The sequence below is a fragment of the Nocardia wallacei genome, assembly GCF_029868745.1.
GTDB lineage: Bacteria > Actinomycetota > Actinomycetes > Mycobacteriales > Mycobacteriaceae > Nocardia > Nocardia wallacei_B.
The window spans coordinates 1-11,052 of the sequence record NZ_JARWOP010000353.1; the positions used below are offsets into that span (position 1 = coordinate 1).

General features: G+C 67.2%; 13 protein-coding genes and 4 tRNA genes. 14 read left to right on the forward strand and 3 right to left on the reverse strand.

The window, feature by feature from the left end; translation table 11 throughout:
• Positions 1 to 66 precede the first annotated feature (66 nt).
• Together QH470_RS32545 and QH470_RS32550 are read right to left on the reverse strand one after the other, a co-directional pair.
• Positions 67 to 495: a helix-turn-helix transcriptional regulator gene (locus QH470_RS32545; protein WP_280276215.1), complete on the reverse strand. Its 429-nt coding sequence runs from the start codon at positions 493 to 495 to the stop codon at positions 67 to 69.
• Between the two features lie 61 nt (positions 496 to 556).
• Positions 557 to 1,822 (reverse strand): geranylgeranyl reductase family protein, encoded by a 1,266-nt coding sequence (locus QH470_RS32550; protein WP_280276216.1) that lies wholly within the window; start codon positions 1,820 to 1,822, stop codon positions 557 to 559.
• A 162-nt stretch (positions 1,823 to 1,984) separates the two neighbouring features.
• Between QH470_RS32550 and QH470_RS32555 the strand changes: the two genes are divergently transcribed.
• Both QH470_RS32555 and htpX read left to right on the forward strand, forming a co-directional pair.
• Positions 1,985 to 3,007, forward strand: a complete 1,023-nt coding sequence (locus tag QH470_RS32555) for a polyprenyl synthetase family protein (RefSeq protein WP_280276217.1) — start codon at positions 1,985 to 1,987, stop codon at positions 3,005 to 3,007.
• 86 nt (positions 3,008 to 3,093) lie between these two features.
• Positions 3,094 to 3,981 carry a zinc metalloprotease HtpX gene (gene htpX / locus QH470_RS32560; RefSeq protein WP_280276218.1) on the forward strand — a complete coding sequence of 296 codons (888 nt, stop codon included), beginning with the start codon at positions 3,094 to 3,096 and terminating at the stop codon, positions 3,979 to 3,981.
• Positions 3,982 to 3,984: 3 nt separating this feature from the next.
• Here the strand turns inward: htpX and QH470_RS32565 are convergent, their stop codons facing one another.
• Entirely contained in the window at positions 3,985 to 4,476 is a 492-nt protein-coding gene (locus QH470_RS32565; RefSeq protein WP_280276219.1) for a YajQ family cyclic di-GMP-binding protein, read from the reverse strand.
• A 163-nt stretch (positions 4,477 to 4,639) separates the two neighbouring features.
• Here QH470_RS32565 and QH470_RS32570 point away from each other — a divergent pair.
• The 12 genes from QH470_RS32570 (at position 4,640) to rplL (ending at position 10,884) form a co-directional block, all read left to right on the forward strand.
• A tRNA-Tyr gene (locus tag QH470_RS32570) sits at positions 4,640 to 4,720 on the forward strand.
• A 164-nt stretch (positions 4,721 to 4,884) separates the two neighbouring features.
• A tRNA-Thr gene (locus QH470_RS32575) sits at positions 4,885 to 4,957 on the forward strand.
• A gap of 84 nt (positions 4,958 to 5,041) precedes the next feature.
• Positions 5,042 to 5,114, forward strand: a tRNA-Met gene (locus QH470_RS32580).
• A 45-nt stretch (positions 5,115 to 5,159) separates the two neighbouring features.
• Positions 5,160 to 5,330, forward strand: a complete 171-nt coding sequence (rpmG, locus tag QH470_RS32585) for a 50S ribosomal protein L33 (RefSeq protein WP_019049401.1) — start codon at positions 5,160 to 5,162, stop codon at positions 5,328 to 5,330.
• Positions 5,331 to 5,466: 136 nt separating this feature from the next.
• Complete coding sequence (locus tag QH470_RS32590) at positions 5,467 to 6,564, forward strand: fused (3R)-hydroxyacyl-ACP dehydratase subunits HadA/HadB (protein WP_425302823.1); 1,098 nt, start codon at positions 5,467 to 5,469, stop codon at positions 6,562 to 6,564.
• Between the two features lie 213 nt (positions 6,565 to 6,777).
• A tRNA-Trp gene (locus tag QH470_RS32595) sits at positions 6,778 to 6,850 on the forward strand.
• 34 nt (positions 6,851 to 6,884) lie between these two features.
• Positions 6,885 to 7,289 carry a preprotein translocase subunit SecE gene (gene secE, locus QH470_RS32600; protein ID WP_280276220.1) on the forward strand — a complete coding sequence of 135 codons (405 nt, stop codon included), beginning with the start codon at positions 6,885 to 6,887 and terminating at the stop codon, positions 7,287 to 7,289.
• A 128-nt stretch (positions 7,290 to 7,417) separates the two neighbouring features.
• Positions 7,418 to 8,236 (forward strand): transcription termination/antitermination protein NusG, encoded by an 819-nt coding sequence (nusG, locus tag QH470_RS32605; protein ID WP_280276221.1) that lies wholly within the window; start codon positions 7,418 to 7,420, stop codon positions 8,234 to 8,236.
• A 70-nt stretch (positions 8,237 to 8,306) separates the two neighbouring features.
• On the forward strand, positions 8,307 to 8,741 hold the full coding sequence (rplK, locus tag QH470_RS32610; protein WP_280276222.1) for a 50S ribosomal protein L11: 435 nt from the start codon (positions 8,307 to 8,309) through the stop codon (positions 8,739 to 8,741).
• Positions 8,742 to 8,807: 66 nt separating this feature from the next.
• Positions 8,808 to 9,521 (forward strand): 50S ribosomal protein L1, encoded by a 714-nt coding sequence (rplA, locus tag QH470_RS32615; protein ID WP_280276223.1) that lies wholly within the window; start codon positions 8,808 to 8,810, stop codon positions 9,519 to 9,521.
• Between the two features lie 383 nt (positions 9,522 to 9,904).
• Positions 9,905 to 10,456 carry a 50S ribosomal protein L10 gene (gene rplJ / locus QH470_RS32620; RefSeq protein WP_280276224.1) on the forward strand — a complete coding sequence of 184 codons (552 nt, stop codon included), beginning with the start codon at positions 9,905 to 9,907 and terminating at the stop codon, positions 10,454 to 10,456.
• 41 nt (positions 10,457 to 10,497) lie between these two features.
• Positions 10,498 to 10,884 carry a 50S ribosomal protein L7/L12 gene (gene rplL / locus QH470_RS32625; protein WP_280276225.1) on the forward strand — a complete coding sequence of 129 codons (387 nt, stop codon included), beginning with the start codon at positions 10,498 to 10,500 and terminating at the stop codon, positions 10,882 to 10,884.
• The last annotated feature ends 168 nt before the right edge of the window (positions 10,885 to 11,052 follow it).

Sequence of the window (11,052 nt, forward strand, 5' to 3'; positions counted from 1 at the left end):
GCTGGCTCCTTCGTCGCATTGCAACGGCACCCGAAAACCGAGACGCGCCGAAACCTTGTGGGTTGTTCAGCTGTGGGGTTTTCTGTCGGAGAGGCCGTGCATGAAGATGTAGCAGCCGGGGATCAGGGGGGCGCCCTGGGATGCGAATTTGGCTTGGTAGGCGGAGGGGGGCATGCCTACCAGTTCGGTGAATTTCCGGCTGAACGAGCCGAGGCTGGTGTAGCCGACCAGGATGCATGCTTCGGTTACGGTGATGTTCGTGGCTCGGAGTAGGTCCTGGGCGCGTTCTATGCGGCGTTCGGCCAGGTAGAGTGCGGGGGTTTTGCCGTATGTGGCGGCGAAGCAGCGTAGGAAGTAGTACTTGGACACGCCTGCGGCCGCGGCTAGGGCGTCCAGGTCCAAGGGGGTGGCGTAGTGGCGGTCGGCATGGTCGCGTGCTCGCCGGATATGCGGGAGCAGTTCCAGCGGGGGGTCGGTGCGGCGGCGGTCGCTCACCCTCCGATCTTCGCTCGAGGGTGTGACAGGAAACCAGCTCGAGCAGGTGACGGGGACCGACTCAGGTGAAGGGGGGGAGATCGTCGAAGCGCATCGAACCGTGGGCCGCGAGGCGCCAGGCCCGGGCGGTCAGGTCGGCGTCCTCCTCGGTGACCAGATTTCCCATGACCCGGACCGCGGTGCGCTGCAGATACTTCGACCGCATCACCGGCGGACCGCCCGTGGGCACCATGCGCGGATGGGTGGCCAGCGCGGCGATTCGGCGTGCCACCGAGAACGTGCGGCCGTAGCGGGCGCGCAGCAGGTCCGGCCACAGGGTGGTCAGGTCCGGCTCGTCGAGCAGACCGGCCAGCAGGTGGCCGCCCTCCAGCCCGTAGTCGATGCCCTCGCCGTTGAGCGGATTCACGCAACCGGCGGCGTCGCCGACCAGCGCCCAGTTCCGCCCGGCCACCCCGGACACCGCGCCGCCCATCGGCAGCAGCGCCGAGGCGACCGCACGCGTCTCGCCCTCGAACTCCCATTCGGGGCGGCGCAGCGAAACATAATGCTGCAGTAGGGGTTTCAGGGCGATATGCGAAGGCCGCCGCTCGGTTGCCAGCGAACCCACGCCGATGTTCACCTCGCCGTTGCCGAGCGGGAACACCCAGCCGTAACCGGGTACCAGGGTGTCGTCGGCGTCGCGCAACTCCAGGTGCGAGGTGATCCACGGGTCGTCGCTGCGCCCCGACTTGATGTAGGCGCGGGCGGCCACGCCGTAGGCGAAGCGGCGATGCCAGGTCCGCCCGAGCAGCTTCCCGACCGGCGAGCGGACCCCGTCCGCCACGATCAAGGTGCGGCAGGTGATGTCCTGCGTGCCGGAACCGGTGCGCACGGTGACTCCGGTGACCCGGTCGCCCGCGCGCAGCACGTCGACCACCCGCACCCCCTCGGCCATCCGGGCGCCCCACTCCACCGCCGTCGCGCGCAGCTTGTCGTCGAGTTCGGTGCGGGCGACGGCACTTCCGTAGCGCGGAAAGGAACCACCCGGCCAGGTCAGCAGGGCCTCGCGGCCGAATCCGGTCATGCGCAGGCCGCGGTTGACGGTGTGTGCGCGCAGCCAGTCGCCCAGCCCGAGATGCTCGAGTTCGGCCGTCGCGCGGGGTGTCAGCCCGTCGCCGCAGGTCTTGTCGCGCGGGAACACCGCGGCATCGGTCAGCAGCACGTCGCGTCCGTCGCGGGCGGCCCAGGCGGCCGCGGCCGAGCCCGCCGGACCCGCGCCGACCACCACCACGTCGGCGTGGCGGGGCGTCGCGTCGCCGCTCGCGGTACTGGCATCCCCTGCACCCATGGGCTCAATACTTGCAGTACCGGTTCGGGGTGTCGAAGGCGCCGCACGTTCCGGGCCGCGCCGGCTGTCTGATTCGTCCCAGAGTGACTCCGTTCATGGGCACGTCATCCCCGACACGCTAGGTTCTTGGGTGTGGGGACGGAACCGGCAGTGGGAGATGGCATGAGTGCATCGTCTGTGACCGATGAGACCACCGTGGTCGCCGGGGTCGATCTCGGCGATGCAGAACTCGCTTCGACCGTGCGCAACGGTCTGGAGGAGGTCGAGAAGCTACTGATCGCCGAGCTGTCGGACGGGGAGGAATTCCTGCAGGAGGCCGCGCTGCACCTGGCCAAGGCCGGCGGCAAGCGCTTCCGCCCGCTGTTCACCATCCTCACCGGACAGCTGGGTCCGCGCCCGACCGATCCGGAGCTGATCACCGCCGGCACCGTCGTCGAACTGGTGCATTTGGCCACCCTGTACCACGACGACGTGATGGACGAGGCGTCCATGCGCCGCGGCGCGCCGAGCGTGAATTCCCGCTGGGGCAACAGCATTGCGATCCTCGCCGGCGACTATCTGTTCGCCCACGCCTCGCGGCTGGTGTCCACGCTGGGCCCCGACGCGGTCCGCGTCATCGCCGAGACGTTTGCCGAACTCGTCACCGGTCAGATGCGAGAAACCATGGGGGCCAAGCAATCTCAGGATCCGGTCGAACACTATCTGCGGGTGGTGTGGGAGAAGACGGGTTCGCTGATCGCCGCCGCGGGCCGCTTCGGCGGCACCTTCTCCGGCGCCGGCCTGGAACACGTCGAGCGGCTGGCCCGCCTCGGCGACGCGGTCGGCACGGCGTTCCAGATCTCCGACGACATCATCGACATCGCCTCGGTCTCCGAGCAGTCCGGCAAGACCCCCGGCACCGATCTGCGCGAGGGGGTGCACACCCTGCCGGTGCTGTACGCGCTGCGCGACGAGGGCGCCGAGGGGGACCGGCTGCGCAAGCTGCTGGCCCGCCCGCTGGAGACCGACGCGGAGGTCACCGAGGCGCTGGAGTTGCTGTCCCGCTCCCGCGGCATGGTGCTGGCCAAGGAGAAGCTGCAGGGCTACGCCGACATCGCGCACGCCGAGCTGTCCGCGCTGCCGGGCGGCCCGGCCAACGAGGCGCTGGAACGCCTGGTCCGCTACACCATCGAGCGGGTCGGATAGTTCACAGCCCGGCCCGGAACCTTCGCCCGGCCCTCCGTCGTTGACCAGCTGTAACGCAATCGAGAACGGGGGCGTGAAGGAGTGCGATGCACGGGCACGGTGGGTTCGGTAACGGACTGAAGACGTTCGGGTTGATGGTCGGGCTCTCGGCGCTGATCGTGTTCGCCGGAGCGCTGTTCCGCAATCCGACCATCCTGGTGATCGCGATCCTGCTCGCCGTCGGGATGAACGCGTACGCCTACTTCAACAGCGACAAGCTGGCGCTGAAGGCGATGCACGCGCAGCCCGTCTCCGAGCTGGAGGCGCCGGTCATCTACAAGATCGTGCGCGAGCTGGCGACGGCGGCGCGCCAGCCCATGCCGCGGCTGTACATCAGCCCGACCAACGCCCCCAACGCCTTCGCCACCGGCCGCAATCCCCGGCACGCCGCCGTCTGCTGCACCAGCGGCATCCTGCAGATTCTCGACGAACGTGAGTTGCGGGCGGTGCTCGGGCACGAGCTGTCGCACGTCTACAACCGCGACATCCTGATCTCCTCGGTGGCCGGGGCGATGGCGGCCGTCATCTCCGGCCTGGCCAACCTGGCCTTCTTCGCCAGCATGTTCGGCGGCGGCAACCGCGAGGGCGAGGGCCCGAACATGCTGGGTGTCCTACTGGTGTCCCTGCTGGGTCCGATTGCCGCCACGCTGGTCAAGCTGGCCGTCTCCCGGTCCCGCGAGTACCAGGCCGACCAGGACGGCGCCGCCCTGACCGGCGACCCGCTGGCCTTGGCCGCGGCGCTGCGCAAACTCGAACGCGGCACCCAGGCGGCCCCGCTGCCGCCCGAACCGCAGCTGACCTCCCAGTCGCACCTGATGATCGCCAACCCCTTCCGCGCCGGCGACCGCATGGCCCGCTGGTTCTCGACCCACCCGCCGATGGACGAACGCATCGCCCGCCTGGAGCAGATGGCCGGAGGGCCGCGCGCCCGTTGAGCCCTATCGGTAGTTCACGAATTGCAGCGCCACGTCGAAGTCGGCGCCCTTGAGCAGGGAGATGACCGCCTGCAGGTCGTCGCGCTTCTTGCTGCTGACGCGTAGCTCGTCACCCTGGATCTGAGCCTTGACGCCCTTGGGGCCCTCGTCGCGAATCTTCTTCGCGATCTTCTTCGCGTTCTCGGTGGAGATGCCCTGCACGAGCGTGCCCGTGATCTTGTACACCTTTCCGGAGGACTGCGGCTCGCCGGCGTCGAAGGCCTTCAGCGAGATGTCCCGGCGAATCAGCTTCTCCTTGAAGACATCGAGCGCGGCCTTCACCCGGTCCTCGGACTCGGCGGACACCACGATCTTCTCCTCGCCGGACCACTCGATGCTCGCGCCGGTACCGCGGAAGTCGTAGCGGGTGTTCAGCTCTTTCGCCGCCTGATTGAGTGCGTTGTCGACCTCCTGCCGATCGACCTTGCTCACCACATCGAAAGACGAATCGGCCACCCTGCGCTCCTGTCTGAGATTGCGATCCGGACGTTCCGGTAGCAGAAGACTTCTACCCCGAACCATCGAAGTTAGTCTCGCGGGCATCGGCTTGGCCAGCCGGTTTGCGTCCAGGGGCCAGGGTCGTTGTATTCTGCTCAGCGCGCTGATTCGAGCGCGACCAGGCGGATTGCCCGAGTGGCCAAAGGGAGCTGACTGTAAATCAGCCGCGAAAGCTTCGGAGGTTCGAATCCTTCATCCGCCACCTTCTCAGGCCCGCCCCGGTTTCGGGGCGGGCCTGTGTCGTTCCCGAGCGGTTTGCGGGGCTTGACCAGCCAATTTGGTAACCATGCGGTCGGGTGTGTAACCTCGTTCAAGGCTTCGGCGCCCCGGGTGCGAGCAATCGTCACACGGAGCGCGAGTAGCTGTGCCCCCTTAGCTCAGTCGGCAGAGCGTTTCCATGGTAAGGAAAAGGTCAACGGTTCGATTCCGTTAGGGGGCTCGCCGGATTGCCGGTGGTGACCGACTCGGCACTCTGAGCACTAGAATCGAGAGCCGGGCCGCACCGCCGCAGTACCGCGCATATGGCGGTGTAGCTCAGGCGGTAGAGCAAACGACTCATAATCGTTGTGTCGCCGGTTCGAGTCCGGCCATCGCTACCCATACTGATTGACCCTCTAGGTTGACCGGAAAGAAGGCATATCGTGGCCGCGAAGTCCACCGATGTCCGGCCAAAGATCACCTTGGCCTGCGAAGAGTGCAAGCATCGCAACTACATCACCAAGAAGAATCGGCGTAACGACCCGGACCGCCTCGAGCTGAAGAAGTTCTGCCCGAACTGCGGCACCCACCGGGCCCACCGCGAGTCTCGCTAAATCTCTCCACGCGTGCACGCTGCCGCGTTGGTCTGAAGTGCCGGAGCAGGTCCTCACCGCTCCGGCACTTGGTGTAAGTGCGGTGGCGAGCGCTCAGCCGACTCCCGGTAGTGGGGTCAGATAGGGACAGCCTTCCGTGACAATCAACACCGGCACCGGCACCGACGTCGAAACGGCCGAGCCCACCGCCGAGGCGAACGGCACGCCACTGGATCCCGCGGCCCAGGCGGCGGCCATGGTCGGCCACCATTACCGCGTCGACGACTACTACGAGGTCGGCCGTGAGAAGGTGCGCGAGTACGCCCGCGCCGTGCAGGACTACCACCCGGTGCACTGGGACGAGGACGTCGCCCAGGAGTACGGCCACGACAGCCTGGTCGCGCCGCTGACCTTCATCTCCCTGGTCGGAATTCTGGCCCAGCGCAAGCTGTTCGAGCAGGTCGTCACCGGCTACGACCTGAGCCAGATCATGCAGACCGACCAGATCCTGGAATTCCACCGCCCGATCCGGGTCGGCGACCAGCTCGTCTGCGACGTGTACCTGCACTCGTTCCGGCAGGCCCCCGGCGGCGCCGACATGATCGTCACCAAGAACATCGTGACCGCGCAGAACGACGAGCTGGTGCTCACCACCTACACCACGCTGGTCGGCCGCAGCGGCGCCGAGATCGACCCGAGCATGGGCGAAGCCGTCCGCAACGTGCTGATGCACGGCATCGGCGAGGCGCCCAGCCACCATCCGCGTACCGGCGCCACGTCCGCCACGCCGCCGGCGACGCCCACCGTCGCGCCCGCCGCCGCGTCGAGCAAGCGCGGGCTGAAGTTCGAGGACGTGACCGTCGGCGCCGAGCTGCCGCCGCGCATCGTCCGGCTCACCCGCGGCGATCTGGTCAACTACGCCGGTGTCTCCGGCGACGCCAACCCCATTCACTGGAGTGACGACGTGGTGCGGCTCGTCGGCCTGGACGGCGTGGTGGCGCACGGGATGCTGACCATGGGCCTGGGCGGCGGCTTCATCACCTCCTGGCTGCGCGATCCGGGTGCGGTCAAGGAGTACAACGTCCGGTTCACCAGCCCGGTCTACGTGCCCGCCGACCGCCCGGCCGAGATCGAGTACACCGGCAAGGTGAAGTCGGTGGACCCCGAGACGCGCACGGCCGTCGTGGCCATCGTCGCGAAATCGGAGGGGCGTAAGATCTTCGGGCGTGCGACCGCGACGGTGCAGCTGGTGTGATCGAGCCGCGCGGCCGGACCCGATTGGCGGTCCCGAGGATCGGTAACGTACACTCGGGTTTCTGGGGTCACCAGCCGCTGCGCGCTGCTCTGAAGGGGCTGGTTCCGGACGGGAAACCGTCGGGGCCGGCATCGCCGGAGCGGCGCGCGTGTTGTGTGATACCCGGGCACAACTGAAGAAAACGGTGCTGGATAACGACAGACGTCCAGCCGAAGGGGCGTAGCTCAATTGGCAGAGCAGCGGTCTCCAAAACCGCAGGTTGCAGGTTCAAGTCCTGTCGCCCCTGCACTGGATGCCAGCGACGACAGCGAGGAGTGGGCGTGAGCGACGAGCGGGACATTCGCCACGGCGCGCATGCGTCCGATGACGATGACACCGCGGTGAGTCGGCCGAGCGGTAAGCGGTCGGCTCGTCGGGCTCGCGGCTCGTCCTCGCGGACGGAGACGGGCGCGGTCGCCACCATCGATCGCACCGGTGCCGACCCGGCGGCGCGCAAGGCGTCCAAGTCGGCGGACAAGAAGGCGCGCGGTTCTTCGAATCCGCTCAAGCGCCTGGTGAAGTTCCTGCGTGAGGTGGTCTCGGAACTCCGTAAGGTGATCTGGCCCAACCGCAAGCAGATGGTCACCTATACGAGCGTGGTCTTGGTGTTCGTGGTCTTCATGGTCGCGTTCATCGCCGGGTTGGATGTGGCGTTCATCAAGGGTGTCAACTGGCTGTTCGGCTAGCTGACCGTCGGCGCCGGTAACCGTCCCCGGACAGGTCGGACTTCGGTCGGCCCGGGGCGGAGCCATCCGCTGGAGAGACATCCGGCACGCAGAGGAAGTTAGTGACGACACAGGAAGCGAGTGCCCCAGTGAGCACCCCGGAGAACGGCACAACCGAAGAGTTCCCGGTCGACGACGCGGTGGAGCAGTCCATCGCCGACGAGACCGTCGCGGACTCCGCGGACTCCGCGCCGGCCGCGGAGCCCACTCCCGAGGAGTCGACTGCCGAGGAGTCCGCTGCGGAACCCACCGCGGCGGAGCCCGAGGAGGCCGACGCACCCGCCGACCCGGTCGCGGAGATGAAGGCCGCGCTGCGGCGCGCCCCCGGCGACTGGTACGTCGTTCACTCCTACGCCGGCTACGAGAACAAGGTGAAGGCCAACCTCGAGACCCGCGTGCAGAACCTGGGCCTCGAGGACTACATCTTCCAGGTCGAGGTGCCGACCGAGCAGGTCACCGAGATCAAGAACGGCCAGCGCAAGAACGTGCAGCGCAAGGTGCTGCCCGGCTACATCCTGGTGCGGATGGACCTCAACGACGAGTCGTGGGGCGCGGTGCGCAACACCCCGGGCGTCACCGGATTCGTCGGCGCCACCTCGCGCCCTTCGCCGCTGTCCATCGACGACGTGGTGAAGTTCCTGATCCCGGCCGACCAGCAGCAGAAGAAGCCGGCCGCCGCGTCGAGCGCCGCCAGCGGCGAGTCCGCCACCGAGACCGCGCCCAAGCCGGCCATCGAGGTCGACTTCGAGGTCGGCGAGTCGGTGACCGTCATGGACGGCCCGTTCGCGACGCTGCCGGCCAGCATCTCCGAGGTCAACGCCGAGCAGCAGAAGCTCAAGGTGCTGGTGTCGATCTTCGGTCGCGAGACCCCGGTCGAACTCGCGTTCACCCAGGTCGCGAAGATCTAAGGACTTCCGGGGCGCGCCCCCGGAGCAGGCTTGCGGAAATCCGTAAGGAACCTATACCAAGGAAAGAAAGATGCCCCCCAAGAAGAAGAAGGTCTCTGGGCTCATCAAGCTCCAGATCCAGGCCGGCCAGGCGAACCCCGCGCCGCCGGTGGGTCCCGCGCTCGGTCAGCACGGCGTCAACATCATGGAGTTCTGCAAGGCGTACAACGCCGCGACCGAGTCGCAGCGTGGCAACGTCATCCCGGTCGAGATCACGGTCTACGAAGACCGCTCGTTCGACTTCAAGCTGAAGACCCCGCCCGCCGCCAAGCTGCTGCTGAAGGCCGCCGGTGTGCAGAAGGGTTCGCCCGAGCCGCACCGCAACAAGGTCGCCACGGTCACCATGGATCAGATCCGCGAGATCGCCAAGACCAAGCAGGAAGACCTGAACGCCAACAACCTCGATCAGGCGGCGAAGATCATCGCGGGCACCGCTCGCTCGATGGGTATCACCATCTCCGAGTGAGGCTCCAGGTGGGAGGGACGGCCAGTCCCGGAAACCACGTCTGAACCACGAACAGGACAGAGAATCATGGCAAAACGAAGCAAGGCTTATCTCGAGGCGGCCGCCAAGGTCGACCGCGCTCAGCTCTACTCGCCGCTGGCCGCTACCCGGCTGGCGAAGGAGACCGCCACCACGAAGACCGACGCGACCGTCGAGGTCGCCGTCCGTCTCGGTGTCGATCCCCGCAAGGCCGACCAGATGGTGCGCGGCACCGTCAACCTGCCGCACGGCACCGGTAAGACCGCGCGCGTCATCGTGTTCGCAGCCGGCGAGAAGGCCGCCGAGGCCGAGGCCGCCGGTGCCGACGCCGTGGGCGCCGAGGACCTGATCGAGCGGATCCAGGGCGGCTGGCTGGACTTCGACGCCGCCATCGCCACCCCGGACCAGATGGCCAAGGTCGGCCGCATCGCGCGCGTGCTGGGCCCCCGCGGCCTGATGCCGAACCCGAAGACGGGCACCGTCACCACCGATGTGACCAAGGCCGTCAACGAGATCAAGGGCGGCAAGATCAACTTCCGCGTCGACAAGCAGGCCAACCTGCACTTCGTGATCGGCAAGGCCTCCTTCGAAGAGAAGAACCTGGTCGAGAACTACGGCGCCGCTCTCGAGGAGATCCTGCGCCTCAAGCCCTCCACAGCGAAGGGCCGCTACGTCAAGAAGGTGACGATTTCGACGAACACCGGCCCGGGCATCCCGGTGGACCCGAACCGCACCCGCAACCTCACCGACGAGGACGCGTAAGTAGCGCAACAGGTTTCGAAGGGCCGGTACCTCCGCGGTGTCGGCCCTTCGGCTTTCGCCGGACCCCGTTTTGGCAGATGGATGGGGGTTCGGTTATCCTGGACAACGGTCGTCGGCCTGTTCGGCGATCAACCCCCATAGTTCTACCGAAGACCGTTGGTCGCTGCCCTCGGGCAGTCGAAGGTCCGGCGATATTGCCGGCGGCCCACGCAGGGAGAACCGAGGACGGAACAACTGCAGGCTGGTGCCGTACATCGGTAGTCTGCGCTGATTCTTGTGCGCCCCGGAACCCTCTGCGTCCGGGGCGTCAGCTTTGTCGCCGGGGCGCCTCCAACGGAGTCGGTAGTTCGCAACGAACCGACCATCCAGAGAGGAGGCGAAGTATGGCAAAGACCTGGAAGGTCGACGCGGTCGAGGAGATCACCGAGCAGTTCAAGGGCTCCACCGCCACCGTGATCACGGAATACCGTGGTCTGTCGGTCGGCAAGCTCACCGAGCTGCGCCGGGCCCTGGGCGAGAACGCCACCTACTCCGTCGCCAAGAACACCCTGGTCAAGCGTGCCGCCGCCGAGGCGGGCGTGGAAGGCCTGGATGACTTGTTCGTCGGTCCGACCGCCATCACCTTCATCAGCGGTGAGCCGGTCGAGGCCGCCAAGGCGCTGAAGACCTTCGCCAAGGACAACAAGGCGCTGGTCATCAAGGGCGGCTACATGGACGGCGCGCCGCTGTCCGTGTCCGAGGTCGAGCGGATCGCCGACCTGGAGTCCCGCGAGGTGCTGCTGTCCAAGCTGGCCGGCGCCATGAAGGGCAACCTCACCAAGGCGGCCGGCCTGTTCGCCGCGCCCGCCGGTCAGGTGGCTCGCCTGTTCGCCGCGCTCGAGGACAAGAAGCGCGCCGAGGGCGGCGAAGCCGCACCGGCCGCCGATGCCGAATAAGTCGTTCCCCCAACCCAAGACATCACCGAAAGGAAGCCATCATGGCCAACGTTGACGAGCTGCTCGAGACCATCGGCGGCATGACCCTGCTCGAGCTGTCGGACTTCGTCAAGAAGTTCGAGGAGAAGTTCGAGGTTACCGCGGCCGCTCCGGTCGCCGTCGCCGCTGTCGGTGGCGCCGCCGGTGGCGCCCCGGCCGAGGCCGCCGAGGAGCAGGACGAGTTCGACGTCATCCTCGAGGGTGCCGGCGACAAGAAGATCCAGGTCATCAAGGTCGTCCGCGAGATCGTGTCCGGCCTGGGCCTGAAGGAGGCCAAGGACCTGGTCGAGGGCGCGCCGAAGCCGATCCTGGAGAAGGTCGCCAAGGAGGCCGCCGACGCCGCCAAGGCCAAGCTGGAAGAGGCCGGCGCCAAGGTGTCCGTCAAGTAATAACGGTCGCACCGTTTTCGGAGCGGGGGGGGGGGGCGGGGGGGCCCCCCCCGACCCCGTTTAAAATAAAATAGAGCCGAGGGTTTTGGGGCAGGGTTGGTGTTTGAAAATTTTTTAACGCCCGGGAGGTTGTGTTTGGCGGGCGGGGGGGGGGGGGGTAAAATGACC

Coding starts and splice junctions, on each gene's coding strand:
- rplJ (WP_280276224.1), top strand. CDS start 9,905: ATGGCAAAGACCTGGAAGGTCGACGCGGTCGAGGAGATCACCGAGCAG.
- QH470_RS32550 (WP_280276216.1), bottom strand. CDS start 1,822: ATGGGTGCAGGGGATGCCAGTACCGCGAGCGGCGACGCGACGCCCCGC.
- QH470_RS32555 (WP_280276217.1), top strand. CDS start 1,985: ATGAGTGCATCGTCTGTGACCGATGAGACCACCGTGGTCGCCGGGGTC.
- rplA (WP_280276223.1), top strand. CDS start 8,808: ATGGCAAAACGAAGCAAGGCTTATCTCGAGGCGGCCGCCAAGGTCGAC.
- rplK (WP_280276222.1), top strand. CDS start 8,307: ATGCCCCCCAAGAAGAAGAAGGTCTCTGGGCTCATCAAGCTCCAGATC.
- rplL (WP_280276225.1), top strand. CDS start 10,498: ATGGCCAACGTTGACGAGCTGCTCGAGACCATCGGCGGCATGACCCTG.
- htpX (WP_280276218.1), top strand. CDS start 3,094: ATGCACGGGCACGGTGGGTTCGGTAACGGACTGAAGACGTTCGGGTTG.